The following is a 16,895-nucleotide window of genomic DNA, read 5'->3' as shown; positions in this document are numbered from 1 at the left end:
GATGCGGGAACGGTTGGCCCGCCGGCCTTTGCAAGGATCTTGTCATGAAGAAAACCGGTCTGAAGTCGAGTGGACACTGTTTACCAACCGCGTATCCCGTCCCAATACGGGTTCGGTACCGCACCATCAGGCGTCGATAAGCGATGGCAAAGCCAGGACAGACTTCCCCGGATCCCCTAAGCCGGTTCCAGCCCGCCACCAGGGACTGGTTCGCGTCGGCGTTCCCGGCGCCTACGCCTGCGCAACAGGCCGCCTGGGCGGCGATCGGCGCCGGCCACTGCACGCTGGTGATTGCGCCCACCGGGTCGGGCAAGACGCTGGCGGCCTTTTTACACGCCATTGACGCACTGTTCCGGGAGCGTGAAAACGATCCTGCCCGGCCGCGCCAAACCGCCACCCGCGTGGTATACATCTCTCCCATCAAGGCGCTGGGGGCCGATGTGCGGCGCAATTTGAGCGTGCCGCTGGACGGCGTCAGCGCCAGGCGCCGGCAGCGGGGGGATCCCCAGGTGGCACTGACGGTGGGGATGCGCACCGGCGACACGCCCGCCGCTGAACGCGCCGGCCTGCAGCGCAAACCGCCGGATATTCTGATCACCACCCCCGAGTCGCTGTACCTGATGCTGACCTCCAAAGCGCGCGAGACCCTGCGCGGCGTGACCACGGTGATTATCGACGAGATCCATGCGGTGGCCGGTTCCAAGCGCGGTTCCCATCTGGCGCTGAGCCTGGAGCGGCTGGACGCGTTGCTGCCAGCGCCCGCTGCTCGCATCGGCCTGTCGGCGACGGTGCGCCCGGTAGAACGCGTGGCCGGTTTTTTGGGTGGCGCAATGCCGGTCACCGTTATCAATCCGCCGTCTCGCCGTCCCCTGGAGGTGAAAATCGTGGTGCCGGTGGAGGATATGACCGATATACCGGCCCGGGGCGATGCCTCGCCGGAGACCGGCGGGCCCGGTCGGCCGGGGTCGATTTGGCCCCATGTGGAAGCCAGTGTCCTGGAACAGATTCTCGCCTGCCATTCCACCATCGTGTTTACCAATTCCCGCGGACTGGCGGAGAGGCTGACGGCGCGCCTCAATGAACGCTATGCCGAGCATTACGCCCATTCACCCTTAGCGGAAGAATCGCCCGTGAATTACCTTTCTTCCTCGGGGGGCACCGGAAAGCGCGCCGCCGGCGAGCCGCCCGCCGTCGCACGGTCCCATCACGGCTCGGTGTCGAAGGAGCAGCGGGCGGAGATTGAAATCGCGCTTAAATCCGGCGAACTGCGCTGCGTGGTGGCCACCTCCAGCCTGGAGCTCGGCATTGATATGGGTTTGGTGGATCAGGTCATCCAGGTTGGCGCGCCGCCCTCGGTGGCCAGCGCGCTGCAGCGGGTGGGGCGGGCCGGACATCAGGTGGGAGGCGTCTCCTCCGGGGTGTTTTATCCCCGTACCCGGCGCGATTTGATCGACACCGCCGTCACGGTGGAACGCATGCTGGCGGGGTCTCTGGAAGCGGTGGCGCCGCCCCGCAATCCTTTGGACGTTCTGGCGCAGCATACCGTTGCCGCCGTGTCCATGGGGCCGCTTAACATTGAGGACTGGTATGCCATGGTGCGGCGCGCGGATCCGTTTCGCGCGTTGCCCCGCAGCGCCTTCGACGCCACCCTGGACATGCTGGCGGGTCGCTATCCGTCGGAGGCGTTTGGTGAATTCCGCCCGCGCCTGGTGTGGGATCGCGGCAGCGGCACGCTGACCGCCCGCCCGGGCGCGCAGCAATTGGCGGTGACCAGCGGCGGCACGATTCCGGATCGCGGCATGTTCAGCGTGATCCTGCCGGAAGGCGAGGAGCAGCGCGGCGCGCGGCGGGTGGGCGAGCTGGACGAGGAGATGGTCTACGAGTCGCGGGTCAACGACGTGATTACGCTTGGGGCCACTTCCTGGCGAATCCAGCAGATCACCCACGATCAGGTGGTGGTGATCCCGGCGCCGGGACGTTCCGCCCGACTGCCGTTCTGGCATGGCGATAACCCGGGCCGTCCGGCGGAATTAGGCGAAGCCATCGGCGCCTTCCTGCGCGAAGTGGAGGAAGCCACGGCGGGCAAGGGGGATCCGCTGCATAAGGATAGTCCGCTGGCGGCGCGCCTCCAAACCGCCGGCCTGGACGAAAACGCCGTTAATAATCTGCTGCAGCTGGTGGCGGAGCAGCGGGAGGCCACCGAGGCGCTGCCCACCGACCGGACGCTGGTAATCGAGCGCTGCCGCGATGAGAGCGGCGACTGGCGGGTGATGTTGCACTCTTCCTATGGGCAGCGCGTACATGCTCCCTGGGCGCTGGCCATCGCCGCGCGCATTCACCGGCGTTTGAAAATCGATCCTTCCGTCGTCGCCAGCGATGACGGCATCATTATTCGCATACCGGACGGCGTGGGCCGCCTGCCCGGCGCGGAACTGTTTGTTTTCGACCCCCATGCCCTGGCGCAAATCGTTACCGATGCGGTGGGGCAGTCGGCGCTGTTTGTCGCGCGCTTTCGCGAATGCGCGGCGCGCGCCCTGCTGCTGCCGCGCCGCCGTCCCGGCAAGCGCTCGCCGCTGTGGCAGCAGCGCTTGCGCGCCGGCCAACTGCTGGAGATTGCCCGGGAGCATGACGATTTCCCGCTTATCATCGAGACCGCCAGAGAGTGTTTGCAGGATGTTTACGACCTGGCCGCACTGCAGGCGCTGATGCAGCGGCTGCATGACGGCGCGGTGCGGCTGCAAGAGGTAACCACCGAAATCCCTTCGCCGTTTGCCGCCGATTTGCTGTTCGGCTACGTGGGTGAGTTTATGTATCAGGGGGATGTGCCCCTGGCCGAACGGCGGGCGTCCGTGCTGTCTTTGGACAGCGGCCTGCTCGGCGAACTGCTGGGGCAGGTGGATTTGGGCGAGCTGCTCGATCCCCGTGTGGTGGAACGGGTGGAGCAGGAGTTGCAGCGCACCGCCGCGGGCACCCAGGCCAAGGGCGCTGAGGGGCTGGTGGATCTGCTGCGCGAACTGGGTCCGCTGTCGCTTGCGGAAATCGCCGGTCGTTTGTCCGGCGAGGATCCCGCTGATTATCTGGCGCCGCTGGAGGCGGCCCGGCGGATTATTGCCGTGCGCATAGCCGACGAGGGGCGCTGGGCCGGCATAGAGGACGCCGCCCGTTTGCGCGACGGGCTGGGGGTGGCGTTGCCGCCGGGCATTCCTGACGTATTTCTGCAAGCGGCGAGCGATCCCTTGCGCGAACTGCTCGGCCGCTATGCCCGCACCCATGGCCCCTTCGCCTCGGCGCAGCCGGCGGCGCGCCTTGGGCTGGGAGTGGCCGTGGTCAATGAGCAGTTGGAGCTCCTGCGGGATCAGGGCAGGATTTTGCCCTGTAACGTCGATGCCGGATCCACACGCCGGTGGGTATGGGATGAAGTATTCCGCCGTTTGCGGGCGCGTTCTTTGCAGGCGGCCCGCGAAGCGACCCGGCCGGTGCCGCAGGAAGCCTTTGTGCGGCTGGTGCTGGAGCGTCAGGGGCTGCTGGCCGACGCCGCTTTCCCGGCCACGATACAAGCGCTTGCCGCGGGGCAGGGCGCGTTTGAGGGTATCGAGGGCGTAGCGCGGGTCATCGAACAACTGGCGGGCATTGCGTTGCCGGCTTCGCTGTGGGAGCGCCAGATTCTGCCCGGCCGCGTGCATGACTATCGGCCGGCCATGCTGGACGAACTCATCGCCGCCGGCGAAGTGCTGTGGGCCGGCCATGGCGCGCAGGGAGACGACGACGGGCTGGTCTCGCTGCATCTGCGCGAGCTGGCCGGCGAAACGCTGCCCGTCACGGGTGACAGCGCGGATGATGAGGCCGGCGTACCCATTTCTTCCCCGTTGCAACAGGCTATTCTCAACGTGCTGGCGGATGGCGGCGCCTATTTTGTCCGCCAGCTGGTCACCCTTGCCCAGGGGCATCTGATGGAGGCTTTTGCCCAGGAAACGGCCGAACCAGGGAGCGCGGCGGAGGTCACCGCCGCCGAAGTGGCGGAAGCACTGTGGGATCTGGCCTGGCAAGGCCGCGTCACCAGCGACACCTGGTCGCCGCTGCGCGCGCTGACCGGTGTGCGCACGCCGGTACGTTCGCGCCCGGTCCGCTCACCGCGCCACCGTCGCCAGGTGGCGGGGTGGGTGCCGGTGTGGCAGCCGGCCAAACCGGTATCGGCGAGAAACGCCCGCTTTGGCGATGCGGCCCTGGCCGGACGCTGGTCGCTGCTAGCCGGCGAACCGGTCAACCCCACCGTCAGAACGCTGACCCTGGTGGAGAATCTTTTCGATCGCTATGGCGTGATAAGCCGCGGCGTGGCGGTGGCGGAGCAACTGCCGGGGGGCTTTCCCGCGCTTACGCCGGTGTTGCGGCGCATGGAAGAGGCGGGTCGTGTGCTGCGCGGCCGCTTTATCAGCGGATTGGGGGCCGCGCAGTTCGCCGATAAAGACTGCATCGAGCGTCTGCGCGAGCTGGCGGAGGCGTCCTCCGGCGAACCGGTAGCGGTGGCGCTGTCCGCCAACGATCCGGCCAATCCCTTCGGCTGGCTGTTGCCCTGGCCCTCCCACCCTTCAGGTATCCGTCCGGCCCGGCGCGGCGGCGCCCTGGTGGTCATCTGCAACGGCCGTCTGGCATGCTATCTGGGGCAGGGCGGCCGCCAGCTACTGACCTTTGCCGGCAAAAAAGAGGCATTTGATAAAAATGACGCGGAATCCGCCGGATGGCTTGCCGCCGTACTGCGGGCGCTGGCGGCCGCGCTGAAACGCGAGCCGCGCCGGAGTTTTACCCTGGAAGATGTCGATGGCCGGCCGGCGGGCGCCAGCCCGGCGGCGGATGCCCTGTCCGCCGCCGGCTTTTCGCGCGCACCAAAGGGGTACGCCTGGTATGGGTGAGGAGGAATGGCCGTATCAGCCGGTATATACCCTAAATAATGCGAGTTGCAGGAAGGCGGCAACGCAGCGAACCACAAGAGCTTACCCGAGTAAGTGACCGGGGTGAACGAGGCGGGCCAACGCACCTGTAACTTGAAGGATGACGGGTATACCCATGTAGAGACCGACAATAGCCATCAATAGGCACGAAAGGTAAGGCGCTTTCCCGGCAAGAACGCTAAAGCCGCGCCAGCGTTTGGCCGCCTGCCTTGCGCCGACGGCAGCGACAACACCCACCGTGACCAGGGTGAGCGCAAGACCGATGCTAAAACACAGAACCATGGCGGCGCCCAGCGCCACTTCCTTCAGCTGAAGGCAGATAAGCAGCACCGTAATAGCTGCCGGGCAGGGTATTAGTCCTCCCGTCAGGCCAAAAAGAACGATTTGCATGTTGCCGACACGGTCCCCGGAAAAGCGGCGGGCAATAGCGCCGGCGTGCGCCAGCTCATGGGCGGTTTGATATGCATCGGGACAGGCTTTTACGCCCGCCGGCGCCGGATGCATAGGTCCGAGAAATATCCGGGGATTGCGGTCTTGATGCGGGTGAAGGTGGTGGCGAGGATGAGAGTGGTTGTGCGGATGAGGATGGGGATGGGCGTCTTCCTGCCCATCGCCAAACCGGTTTCCCTCATCTTTCCGCGCCCGCCGGAACATCCAGAACGCCGTGCCCAGGATAATCACGGCAGAGATCATCTGAAGCCAGGGCTCGGCTGATTCCGAGGTGAATTTTCTGCTGACGTACATCCCGCCGAAAGCAATCAGCCAGACAATAGCGGTATGCGATACCGTGGCGGCCAGGCCCAGCATAACGGCCTGGCGGATGGTTCCCTTGATGGCAATGATAAAGGCCGCCATCATCGTTTTTGAGTGACCGGGCTCCAGCCCATGTAGAGAACCGAGTAGAATAGCGCTGGGGATAAATAACCAGGCATTGCCTTGCGAAAGCAGAGCGTTAAATTCATTCATGATAATAATTTTTGATTAAACAGATGATGGCATACTACTCCCCCCCAGTACAATATACTACCCCCTAGTACCCTGCAATGGTATATTGACCCCAGATTTGATGTCGGAGTGAGGTTAACGTGTCGCATATCCTTCGTGACCAGCAGAAGCTGAAGGCGAGAACCAATAAAATTCAGGGGCAGGTGGCCGCTCTGAAAAAAATGCTTGATGAGCCTAATGAATGTGCGGCAGTGCTTCAGCAGATAGCGGCTATCCGCGGAGCGGTGAACGGATTAATGCGTGAAGTGATAAAGGCCATCTCACGGAACACATTGTTCATCAGGACGAAGAGCTAAAACGGGAAGAAGACCTTGATGTTGTGCTGAAGGTGCTGGATTCCTATATGAAATAGCTGATCTTACCCGCGCGGCTCGCATGGGGCTCGCCGGAAACCAGGGCTTCCGGGAGCCGTTAGGATCAAGATTGACGATTTTTTGGCCAGGCATCTTACCGCTGTTCGGCGGCCCACGCCTCGGCGTCCTCGCCGGCCGGGATATGCATCGGGCTGTCCGGGTCGGTGGCCGCGCGCCATACCGCCCGGGCTACATCTTCTGAGTGCGTGATAGGACCTACGTTCTCGGCAAAGGTGGCGAAAAGATTCTTAACCAGTTCGGCGTAGGCTTCATGGTCGATGCCCGCCGTATGGGGCTGTGCGTTATCGCCGAAACGGGTCTCGGGAGCGCGCCCCGGCAATACCAGGCGTACCCGGATGCCGAACTGTCCAACCTCTGCGGCCAGAGACTCGGTGAAGGCGTTCACCGCCGCCTTGCTGGCCCGGTAAACGCCCACCAGCGGCAGTGCCTTAAAGGTGACGCTGGATGTGACATTGATAACGACGCCGGCCTTGCGCTGCCTGAATTGCGGCAGCACTGCCTGCGTCAAGGCCATGGTGCCGAAGGTGTTGGTCTCAAACAGTTCGCGCATTGTCGCAAGGGGCATGGACTCGATGGGCGCCGCCGCGCCGAATCCCGCATTGTTCACCAGCACGTCAATAGGCCCCGCAGCCTCCACGGCCCGTTGAATACTCTTGGCATCGGTTACGTCGAGGGCGAGCACGCGAAGATGCTCGGAAACGGGCAGGATATCTTCCCGAGGGGTGCGCATGGTGGCGATAACCCGCCAGCCGCGGTCAAGGAAATGACGGGCGATTTCAAGGCCGAAGCCGGACGAACAACCGGTAATCAAGACTGTCTTCATGAAAGCTCCTGGTATTATGGTGAGCGATGTCCAGATGATAGACGGCGGACGCCGTACTCACTACAATCAAAAGTCCATATTTCATCCGTAGGAGTCCGGTATGGTCGATCCTCTCGCCGAGGTAGTCACGCTGCTGCAGCCGGGCGCCGGCTTTTCAAAGAGCGTCGTCGGCGCGGGTCCCTGGGCCATCCGCCGTTCGGAAGCCGGGGAACCCTTCTACTGCGTAGTCCTCGAGGGCGCTTGCCGCCTTGCTGCCGATGGGCATGCGCCCATCGAGCTCCGGTCGGGTGACTTCGCCCTTATCCCATCGGTCTACGGTGTTGCGATGTCCAGCCTTGAGACGCCGCCCGCGGGCGCCGAGACGCAGCACGCCGAGTTAGGGGCGGGCCGATTCAGAATCGGCCGCCAGGAGGGGCCGACCGACTTTCGTATGCTGGCGGGCCACTGCAGCTTCGGCTCGCCGGATAAAGCCTTGCTGGTCTCGCTGCTGCCGCGGATCATGCACGTGCGCGGCGAGCCCCGGCTGACGACACTTGTGCAGCTCGTGGGCGAAGAGACTCGCGAGCAGCGGCCCGCGCGCGAAGTTGTGCTGGTACGCCTGATGGAGGTGCTGCTTATTGAAGCGCTGCGGTCAACGGCGGGGACGGCAGCGTCGCCGGGCCTGGTGCATGGTCTGGCGGACAGCCGCCTCGCGGCCTCGATCCGCGCCATGCACGAGCGTCCGACGCGCGCCTGGACGGTGGCGGAGCTGGCGAAAGAGGCGGCGCTTTCACGTTCGGCGTTCTTTGAGCGCTTCAGCCGCGCCGTGGGCGTGACGCCCATGGAATACCTGCTCACCTGGCGCATGGCGATGGCCAAGGATCTGCTGCGGCACGACAAGGGCAGCATAGCCGGGATTGCCGAGCACGTCGGCTACAGCTCGGCCAGTACTTTCAGCGTGGCGTTCACGCGCCATGTGGGCATGGCGCCCACCAGATATGCGAGATTGCAGCGGGCCGCGGTCCCCAAATAAACGCTTAATTATGCAAAGATTGATCTTACAGCGATTTATGCAAGCAAAAAAGAGCATGAAACCCTAAGCTAATAACATATTTCCTCGGCAATTCTTATGGATGGCCGTCGGTTTTTTAAATAGTATAAACATGAGTAAAACATCAAGGATTTCCGTAAAATTTCTATTTCAGCGGTTAATCAATAGAACCTATCACCAGGAGATATCATGCCAGTTTGTGATGTTAGCACCGCGTCTAAAGGGCTTCCCCCCACCGGGTTGTTGACAAAAGAGCCGGCACGGCAGGATGATACAAATAGAGTGTTCTATTCAGAGCGAAAATATGGCTGTGCCGAAAATTTTGAAAGCAGCCAAGACTTCGCTCGATATATTGAACAGATCGAAAATGACTTCAAGGCGATTGCAAAAAATATAAATGCAGATCGTTCATCCGAAGAAGCTATAAGACTCTTTTGCCAGAATTTCCACCAATGTCAGAATGTTAGAAATGAACTGAAACCGTTTTTATATGCCGGCCTTGGTGAATCTTTAATGGGCTTCAGGCAATTAAATTTTGACGTTTTTTTTGCACATAAAATTTATATCTAAAGGATGCTGAATAATATAATTCTCAATCTGGAAAATAATGTTGAGCAAGCGTTGTCAGATATCATTCAGATCAATGAAATAATCAATGTTCCCTCAGGGAAAAATATTGCGCAACATATCAATGCACACATAGAAAAAACGGCTCATGACGTCATTATAAAGCATGTCCAACAATATCATGCGACCATTGACCGGGATGAACAGGAACTCTACGTTGACGCCTACAAACAGCATTTGAAAAAAGCCAACTGGATTTACCCACTACAGTGTAAGAATGAGAGGCTCAGAGCGGATATTGACAGTATCACGAAAGAGCATTTCTATATTATGCTTGCTAAGCTTAATCAAGCTACCAATATCATCACCATGATTAAAGACATCGGTGATGGGATACGTCAAAATGTAGAAAGAATATTCAATATGCCGGGGAATTATGCCGACGTGGGCGATATGAGGTATTTAACTGAACGTGGCCATCAGGAAATCTTGCAATTTACGCAATCAACGAGCCTGCCGGTGGATCTCACCGCGATCCTGGGGCGAAATGTCGCAAATAATCATAATATTTATTTACTGGAATATTCTGGTGCCATTTATGGTGGTTTAGCTGAAGCGTTAGTCGCGGAAAATAATGAGGGAAATGCTTATAATATCCAGTCTAAACGCATCTCATATTCGAGCACTATTAAATCATTTAAGGGTTTGTTTTGGGTCGATCACGGCCAATATAGGGACTCTGTAACGTTGCAGGCCTTGCATATGGGTAGGATAAATTGTCGCATTCAAGATGATTTGCTTCGTGACGCCATCACCTATTCTCCAGAGGAATCGCTGCTTGAATATTATCATAGCAACTGGTGCGGGGATGTTGGCAAGGTTTTTAATGACTTCTTTAACAAAATATATATTTGCTGTCCATTGCATATGTTAAAAAGACTTAATGAAAATCGAAGACTTCAAAGACAAAATGGTAATACACTCCTTCATGCCATGATCCATCACGACGATAAAGTCGCGTACAATGGCCTTAAGGATAAACTCTCTTCTTATCAATGAAAAGAATAACTCCGGCACCACTTCCCTGATGCTGGCGGCGGCAAAGGGCTGGGCTACTGTAGTCATGGATTTACTGGAGCACGAAGAAATTCACTTTGACGCTACCGATAAAAACGGCCATACCGCCTTGAAGATAGCTGTAGATAATAAACATGACACGGTCATACAGATATTCGAGAGCTATAAGATAACCTTCGATAATTTGAAAAAAAAATCGGCCATTACCAAGGATTATCTATCGGACGCCAATGTCCCTTCCGGCGTCCCCCCAAAGTGGCGCAGAGTGTCCTAGGCCTCAGCGTACGGCATATCAACGCCTCGCGTGGAATACAATTCAGGCATCCTGATAGCACCGTATTTCACCGAAAACACGGGCAATATCATCAATATCGCGCATACCATCGGGAAGACGGCCGGTGGCCAATCGCAAATAATGCCCCGTCGGGTCGGCGGGGAAACATCGGCTCCCGCTGCCGACGGAGATTCCTTTTTCCGCCAGCGCCACAATGGCCCGGGTTTCATGTTCCACCGGCAGCCAGATACTGAGTCCGTCGTGATTTTTTATCTGGAATCCCTGGTGGCGAAGGGCTTCAACCAGGGAGACGCGGCGGGAGGCATACCGTTCCCGCGCCCGCTCAGTCCATGAGTTCGTCTCGGGGTCGGTCAGCAGGTAGGCCAGGGCGCCTTGCAGGATACGGCTGTTCATGGCGGCGCCATGGCTGCGAATCTGTCTAACGCTATCGATAAGCGTCGCGGCGCCCGCCAGAACGCAGGTGCGCAGGTCGATGCCATAGGCGTTGCAATAGGTTCGCACAAACAGGGTCCGTTGCGGCAGATAGGACGCGACGCTATATACCCGCGTGCGAGCGAGGGGGCCCAAAAAATCATCTTCCACTACCACGGTATTGGGGGATTTAGCCAATTCCCCGGCGATTTGCCCTACCCGTGATTCCGGTACGGAATGGCCTAAGGGAATCTGGGCGCGAGGCTGGTAAAGGAAAACCGCGGGGCGGTGCAAAAGCGCTTCCCGCAGGGAGTCGGGAACCGGACCGGCATCGTCGCATGCCACCGGGATAAATGTCAGCCCCAGCGTGCGGCACAAATCAAGCAGGCGCGGATTGGTGGGCGACTCGATGGCCACGAGCTGCCCGCCGCCCTGCCGCGCGGCGGCTTCAACGGCTAACAGAGCGCCTTCCGTCCCGCTGCCGGCGGTGCTCCATGCCTGGGGTTTAAATGGCCAGGTCAGCGCTACCGCCTCCAGCAAAGGCGCAATGAAGTGATCTTTCGCCGCGCCATGGACGGACCGATTGCCTAAGGCGTAAACAAACGCCGGACCCAGTTCTGGCAATAGCGCATGATCAATCAGCCCTTGGGCCAGGTCCAGGGAATGCCCGCTGCCCGGCCCGGCCCATGGCTCGCTAGAATGGGTGGCTTGGTAGATAACCACCGTGCCGCCGCGGCGGCGCGTTCCGATAAGCCCTTGCTCACGCAATTGCAGCCACGCCGCCGCTACGGTGGCAGCACTGATGCCCATGCAGGCGCCAAGGGCCCGCACCGTCGGTAAGCGTGCGCCCTTTTCCAGCCGGCCGGACCGCACCAGATCGCCGATGCTCGCAACCAGATTGCCAGCGCCGTCCGTGGCAACATAGTGGGCCAGCCACTCGGCTTCCGCCAATTGTCCTGATTCGTGGTTAATCCCGTCCTGGCGCAAAGCGGTTCCTATCGTATGGGGGCTGGACCGCATCAGCTTTCAGTTGAATAAATGCTAATGCAGCGCAAACATATTTTTCAAAATAGCGCGCCCTCAACTTATGGTCAACCAGGGACAAGGGGAAGCGGACGGGGCGTCTCTTTTTTGTTGAACATAGTTTTTTTTTCGCTAAACATATTTGTTTTTTATGTTGGCCTTCGCCGTTTTCATGCCGTTATTCTACCGACATGAAAACACTCCTCCAGTTCCTGCCAGCCATTCGCGCATTGTCAGCGGATGCACCTCCCGAAACCGGCGAATCGCGCCGGCGCCGGCCCATGGGTTTTACGATGGCCGTGCCGCTTTGCACCCTTATCGCCCTCGGTCTCCTGGAAGAGTGCCTGGCGCGCGCCGGCATCGTCAGGGTACCGCCGGTGAGCGTTGTCGTAGCCGCCTTGGCCGACGAAGCGCTGAGCGGCCGTCTGTGGCCGCCGTTGGGCAGCACGGCGGTAAACTGGCTGGTTTCACTGGTTTTGTCGTTTTTCATTGCGCTCATCCTGGCCGTCGCCCTTAACGCATCGGCGTATCTGCATGACCTCAGTGCGCCTCTTATCGGGTTCCTGCGCCCCTTGCCTTGTACCGCGCTGATACCGCTGGTGATTTTGTCGCTGGGCGCGACGGCCGAAGGCGTGATCTTTCTCACCACGTTCGGAACCCTGTGGCAGATGTTGCCCATACTGAGCCGCGCCGTAGGCCGGTCCGACCCCGTGGCCTTTGACACTGCGCGCGTCTTTGGTTTCACGCGGCTGCAGATATTCCGCTGGATAACCTTGCCCGCCCTTGAACCGTACATGCTGAGCGCGTTACGCATCGGCGCCACCGCCTCGCTGATGCTGCTTATCAGCATGGAACTGCTGACCGGCGCGTCCGGTATCGGCAGGATCATTTCGCTGGCTTATGCGGGATCAAACCTCAGCTTGATGTATGCCTACGTGCTGCTCTGCGGTTTATTGGGGGTCGGTTTCAATATCGTCCTGGGGCGTTTGGTTATCAGCCGTTCGCGGCTTACCGGAGGACGACCGCAATGAAATTTTCTCCCGGCAGGCGCATGGCCCGCGGCGTTTTCGGCGCCTCGTTAACGATTGGCATATGGCTGCTGGTGAGCTTTCATTCGCAGAGCACCTTCTTTCCGCCGCTGCATCGCATGCTGGGGGACGCATGGTCGTACTGGTTTTCCTCCGACGGGCTGGCCGATATGCGATCAACGCTGGGCAACCTCGCCTTCGGCCTTATGGACGGCGTTATCCTCGGCGTGTTGGCCGGTCTCGCCATCGGCCAGATACGGCTTCTCAGTCTGGCCTTAACGCCGCTCATTGAATTCGTGCGCGCCATCCCAAGCGTCGCGCTGTTGCCCGTCGCCATCGGTTTAATGGGCATAGGCGATGGAATGAAAATCGCCATTATCGCCTTCAGCATACTGTGGCCGGTGCTTATCAATACGGTGGACGGCGTACGCCATATACCCGGCCAGTGGCTCGATACCGCGCGCGTCTTTCATATCGCCGGCTGGCGGCGCCAGTGCCTGGTGGTGATCCCGGCGCTGATGCCGCGAATCCTGGCGGGCATTAATGTGGCCATACCGCTGAGCCTGGTTATCGCCGTCACCAGCGAAATGATCGGCACTACCGCGGGTATCGGATCGGTGGTGCTGAATGCGCAATACACGTTTGACGTCGAGCGCATGTGGTCAGGGGTGTTGTTGTTGGGGGTTATCGGCGCGCTCTTGTCAGCAGCCTTTGCCGCTGTTGATCGCGTGCTCGGTAAATGGGATGGAGGCCGCTAATGGTCCAGCTTGATAACATGCTTGAAGTTCACCATATCAAAAAGCACTACCAGACGAAAAACGGCCCTGTTTACGCCATCGGGGATATTTCATTCAAGGTGGAGAAGAGCGAGTTTCTGGTTATTGTCGGCAGTTCGGGCGCGGGCAAAACCACGCTGCTGCGCATATTGGCCGGGCTTATCGTACCCACTTCCGGCGAAATCGTTTTCCGGGGCCGGCCCGTGGTAGGCCCCCCACGCGCGTTTGCGGTGGTGTTCCAGGATTATGTTCGCTCGCTATATCCCTGGTTCAGCGTGCATCGTAACGTTGAACTGCCGCTGGTGAATCTGATACCCGACAGGGCGGAACGCCGCAGTCTGGTGGACCAGATGCTTGAACGCGTCGGCTTACGGAGCCAGGCGCACAAACATCCGCAAGAACTCTCCGGCGGCCAGCAGCAGCGCGTGGCGATTGCCCGCGCACTGGCGTACCGCCCGGAGGTATTGATCATGGATGAACCCTTCGCCTCGCTGGATGCGCAAACCCGCAGCGACCTCGAAGACCTGATGCTCCAGCTTAAGCGCGATTCGGGCATGACAGTCATTTTTGTCACCCACGACGTGGATGAAGCGGTGTATATGGGCGACCGGATCCTGGTGCTGAGCCGCAGCCCCAGCACCATAGCAACCACCGTCGCAACCAGCCTCCCGCTGCCCCGTGACCAGATTACCACCAAGGCCCTGCCGGCGTTCTCGGCGGCGCGCACCGCTGTGTTGACGGCCATCCGGGAGCAATCATCCGCCTAGCGGGCACGTGGTCCGGGTCGTTTGTGTCGATGGAATCGACATTCCGATTTTTTAAACCAATGAGAACGCATGCATGAAAATCCCTCTCTTTCACTATCGCTTCGTTACAGCCGCCGCTCTGATTGCCGCCGCCGTACTGCCCTATGCCGCGCCGGCCTTGGCGGCCGACGCTCTCCTTCCAGTCAGGATTGCGGTCATTCCCACTCTCGATGCGGGCCCGCTTCTGCTGGCAAAGGAGAAAGGCATTTTCGCCCGGCACGGTCTTGATGCCACCATCAATGCGGGCGGCACCGGCGCAACCATTATCCCCACGGTGCTAAGCGGCCAGTACGGTATCGGCTATGCCAATGTCGTGAGCGATTTGCAGGCCATAGACCGGGGATTTCCGCTGCTGCTGGTGCATGCCACCTATGCGCATCCGGCGGACAAGACCAAAGACCCCTACCGGGTTTACGTCGCGCCGGACGGCCCCATCAAGAGTCCGGATCAGCTTGCGTCCGCCAATATCGGCACCAGCTCGGTGAAAAATATCGCCGAATGGACCACGCGCAAGTCGCTGGAGAACCTGGGTATCACCGATGTCAGCAAATTGCGCTGGACCAAGGTCACCGGCGATGAGGCCTACAGCACCGTGAAGGCGCACACCCTTGATGCGGTCTGGCTGCCCCAGCCCACCGGGGCCGCCGCCGTGGCCGCGGGACTTGTGCCGATCCTGTCGGTGAACTCGGGATCCCTTCCCGGCGCCGTCGGAGGGTACTACATCACCAGCAAAGCCTATGCCCAGGCCAATCCCGACGTGCTCAAGCGGTTTAACGCCGCCATGGACGAAGCGAATCTCTATGCCACCGCCCATCCCCAGGAAGGCAAAGACGCCGCGGTCAGCTTATTGCAGTTCAACAGGCAACTGGTGGATGCCGCCGATCTGAACAACTACCCGAACGATCCCGGCCTCGATCACCTGGCGACCATTGCCAACGATCTGGTGCGCTACAAGCTCATCAAGGCCGCGCCGTCCGTCAACGACATCTTCTGGAAAGCGGAATAAGGTAAACCCTAAGACAGGTACGCCGTTGGACAAGATCCCCGGCCCCTTTTTTCAGTTCTTAATGAAGGAACCTATCGTGGCAGAAACAAAAAATGCACATGCACAGACTATTGGTATCGCCGGAAGATATCTGATTGAATCAGAAGGCAATATTTTCGTGTCGGACTCCGCCTCCGGCCGCGAGGACGGAACGGTGGCGCCGGAGCCTACCCACTACCTGCTGTCCGCCCTTGCCGTTTGCGCCCTGGGCAGCGTGGAAAAAGAGGCCCGTACGCAAAATGTTACCGTCCGGACAGCCAACGCCAACGTGACGTCTACGCGGGATGAAACCGACCCGACCCGTTTCGCCAACATCCAGATAGACGTCCTGCTGAGCGGCGTCACACAAGATATCGCTGAAACGCTGGTAGCGCACTTCACCAATAATTGCCCGATTTACAACACGCTTCGCCGGGGAGGCCCCATCAGCGTCAGCGTGAGCGTGCAGGCATGAACAGGGCGCAAATAACCACCACAGGAATCAAGCCATGACCAGACGCACCCTAGAACACCTGGCGAGCCCGGCCGATCCGGCGCAGATCTCGGGCAGCCCCCTTGATAATGTGCTGCAGCAGCCTTTTCTGCTCGGGATATTTCTTCCCTTGCAAAACGGCGCCTGGTCGCAATCGAATTATCCGCGGGGCACCGACTGGACCTATGAGTACAACCGTTCACTGGTACAGCGCGCCGATGAGCTGGGATTTGAGCTGGGCTTCGGTCTGTCCGGCTGGCTGCCCAAAGGTGGCCATGGCGGCCGGCAGCATTATCGGGAAAACCATCTTGACCCCTTTATCGCCGCGGTCGGCCTGGTGACCGCCACACGCCGGATGATTCTCGCCGGCACGGTCCATGTACTGTACCGCTGGCACCCGCTGATGCTGGCCAAACAGCTGGTCACCGCCAACCATGTGGCGAACGGCCGTTTCGGCGTCAATATCGTCACCGGCAGCTCAGCGGCCGGCGCGCGCATGTTCGGCATTGATCGCGAAGAGCATGATCAGCGTTATCGGCAGGCGGATGAATTCGTACGCCTGATGAAGGATCTTTGGCAGGGAGATGACGCACTGACCTACGACGGCACCTGGAAAATGGACGAAGCCTATATTTCCCCGCGCCCGCGTTACGGCCGTCCGATCCTGCTGTCGGCGAGCAGCTCTGCCGCGGGGTTTGACTACGGCGCCGAACATTCCGATATCGTCTTTACCTCCAGTCCGGTCGGCGAACAGTTCGAGCCCGCGATAGCGGTGCTTCCCGAGCATGTGGAGGCGATCAAGAGCCGGGCGCGCCAGCGGGGCAGGGCGGTGAAAGTGATTATCAATGCCACCGTCATCACCGGCCCGGACGATGCCGCCGCTCAGGCTTATTACGACGCGATACTTAATGCCGCTGACGAAGAATCCCTGGCCTCGTTCCATCGTGAAAACCGCGCCAGCGACAGCCAGGCCTGGGTCAAGCATGACCCGCGCGCCCGTGCGGTGGGGGGCCACATCCACGTGGTCGGCTCGTGGGATGCCGTCGCCGACAAGTTAGAACGATTACACCAGGCGGGTATAGACGGCGTTCAGCTGACGTTTTATGACTATCTGCCCGAGATGGAGCTGTTTGCCACCCACATCATTCCGCGCCTGGAAGCCAAAGGGCTGAGAACGCCCTACGCTCACGACCGGTACAACGGGAATATTTAAGGAG

General features: G+C 59.9%; 14 protein-coding genes and 1 pseudogene. 12 read left to right on the top strand and 3 right to left on the bottom strand.

The annotated features are described in order from the left end of the window. Positions 1-143 precede the first annotated feature (143 nt). Positions 144-4,907: an ATP-dependent helicase gene (locus GTU79_RS25165; RefSeq protein ID WP_203521011.1), complete on the top strand. Its 4,764-nt coding sequence runs from the start codon at positions 144-146 to the stop codon at positions 4,905-4,907. An 81-nt stretch (positions 4,908-4,988) separates the two neighbouring features. Here the strand turns inward: GTU79_RS25165 and GTU79_RS25160 are convergent, their stop codons facing one another. Further along, positions 4,989-5,912, bottom strand: coding sequence for a nickel/cobalt efflux transporter (locus GTU79_RS25160; protein ID WP_203521012.1), 924 nt, complete (start codon positions 5,910-5,912; stop codon positions 4,989-4,991). Between the two features lie 119 nt (positions 5,913-6,031). Between GTU79_RS25160 and rcnR the strand changes: the two are divergent. Continuing rightward, a pseudogene (rcnR, locus tag GTU79_RS25155) lies at positions 6,032-6,303 on the top strand (Ni(II)/Co(II)-binding transcriptional repressor RcnR). A 95-nt stretch (positions 6,304-6,398) separates the two neighbouring features. Here rcnR and GTU79_RS25150 read toward each other — a convergent pair. Then, positions 6,399-7,148, bottom strand: coding sequence for an SDR family oxidoreductase (locus GTU79_RS25150; protein WP_203521013.1), 750 nt, complete (start codon positions 7,146-7,148; stop codon positions 6,399-6,401). A 100-nt stretch (positions 7,149-7,248) separates the two neighbouring features. Here GTU79_RS25150 and GTU79_RS25145 point away from each other — a divergent pair, with 100 nt between their 5' ends. The 4 genes from GTU79_RS25145 (at position 7,249) to GTU79_RS25130 (ending at position 10,096) form a co-directional block, all read left to right on the top strand. Next, entirely contained in the window at positions 7,249-8,160 is a 912-nt protein-coding gene (locus GTU79_RS25145) for an AraC family transcriptional regulator (RefSeq protein WP_203521014.1), read from the top strand. A 207-nt stretch (positions 8,161-8,367) separates the two neighbouring features. After that, positions 8,368-8,748, top strand: a complete 381-nt coding sequence (locus tag GTU79_RS25140) for a hypothetical protein (protein WP_214513479.1) — start codon at positions 8,368-8,370, stop codon at positions 8,746-8,748. A 51-nt stretch (positions 8,749-8,799) separates the two neighbouring features. Next, positions 8,800-9,804 carry a hypothetical protein gene (locus GTU79_RS25135; protein WP_214513478.1) on the top strand — a complete coding sequence of 335 codons (1,005 nt, stop codon included), beginning with the start codon at positions 8,800-8,802 and terminating at the stop codon, positions 9,802-9,804. Next, a complete protein-coding gene (locus GTU79_RS25130) occupies positions 9,770-10,096 on the top strand; it encodes an ankyrin repeat domain-containing protein (protein WP_214513477.1) in 327 nt (108 codons plus the stop codon). Before GTU79_RS25135 ends, GTU79_RS25130 begins: the two co-directional genes overlap by 35 nt. 42 nt (positions 10,097-10,138) lie before the next feature. On the opposite strand, the gene GTU79_RS25125 is transcribed toward GTU79_RS25130, so the two are convergent. Further along, a complete protein-coding gene (locus GTU79_RS25125; RefSeq protein ID WP_203521016.1) occupies positions 10,139-11,548 on the bottom strand; it encodes an aminotransferase class I/II-fold pyridoxal phosphate-dependent enzyme in 1,410 nt (469 codons plus the stop codon). 284 nt (positions 11,549-11,832) lie between these two features. On the opposite strand from GTU79_RS25125, the gene GTU79_RS25120 reads away from it, so the two are divergent. From GTU79_RS25120 to GTU79_RS25095, 6 genes are all read left to right on the top strand, one after another. After that, positions 11,833-12,582: an ABC transporter permease gene (locus tag GTU79_RS25120; RefSeq protein WP_203521017.1), complete on the top strand. Its 750-nt coding sequence runs from the start codon at positions 11,833-11,835 to the stop codon at positions 12,580-12,582. After that, complete coding sequence (locus tag GTU79_RS25115) at positions 12,579-13,337, top strand: ABC transporter permease (RefSeq protein WP_203521018.1); 759 nt, start codon at positions 12,579-12,581, stop codon at positions 13,335-13,337. Before GTU79_RS25120 ends, GTU79_RS25115 begins: the two co-directional genes overlap by 4 nt. Next, the gene (locus GTU79_RS25110; RefSeq protein WP_203521019.1) at positions 13,337-14,122 is read left to right on the top strand and encodes an ABC transporter ATP-binding protein; all 786 of its coding nucleotides are present in this window, start codon (positions 13,337-13,339) and stop codon (positions 14,120-14,122) included. The genes GTU79_RS25115 and GTU79_RS25110 overlap by 1 nt, the downstream gene beginning before the upstream one ends. Before the next feature lie 73 nt (positions 14,123-14,195). Then, on the top strand, positions 14,196-15,167 hold the full coding sequence (locus GTU79_RS25105; protein WP_203521020.1) for an ABC transporter substrate-binding protein: 972 nt from the start codon (positions 14,196-14,198) through the stop codon (positions 15,165-15,167). A 76-nt stretch (positions 15,168-15,243) separates the two neighbouring features. Then, positions 15,244-15,660, top strand: coding sequence for an OsmC family protein (locus GTU79_RS25100; protein ID WP_203521021.1), 417 nt, complete (start codon positions 15,244-15,246; stop codon positions 15,658-15,660). A 34-nt stretch (positions 15,661-15,694) separates the two neighbouring features. After that, entirely contained in the window at positions 15,695-16,891 is a 1,197-nt protein-coding gene (locus GTU79_RS25095; RefSeq protein WP_203521022.1) for an LLM class flavin-dependent oxidoreductase, read from the top strand. Positions 16,892-16,895: the final 4 nt, after the last annotated feature.

The organism is Sodalis ligni (assembly GCF_016865525.2).
Lineage (GTDB): Bacteria > Pseudomonadota > Gammaproteobacteria > Enterobacterales > Enterobacteriaceae > Acerihabitans > Acerihabitans ligni.
This window is presented reverse-complemented; position numbering and strand designations above follow the sequence as displayed.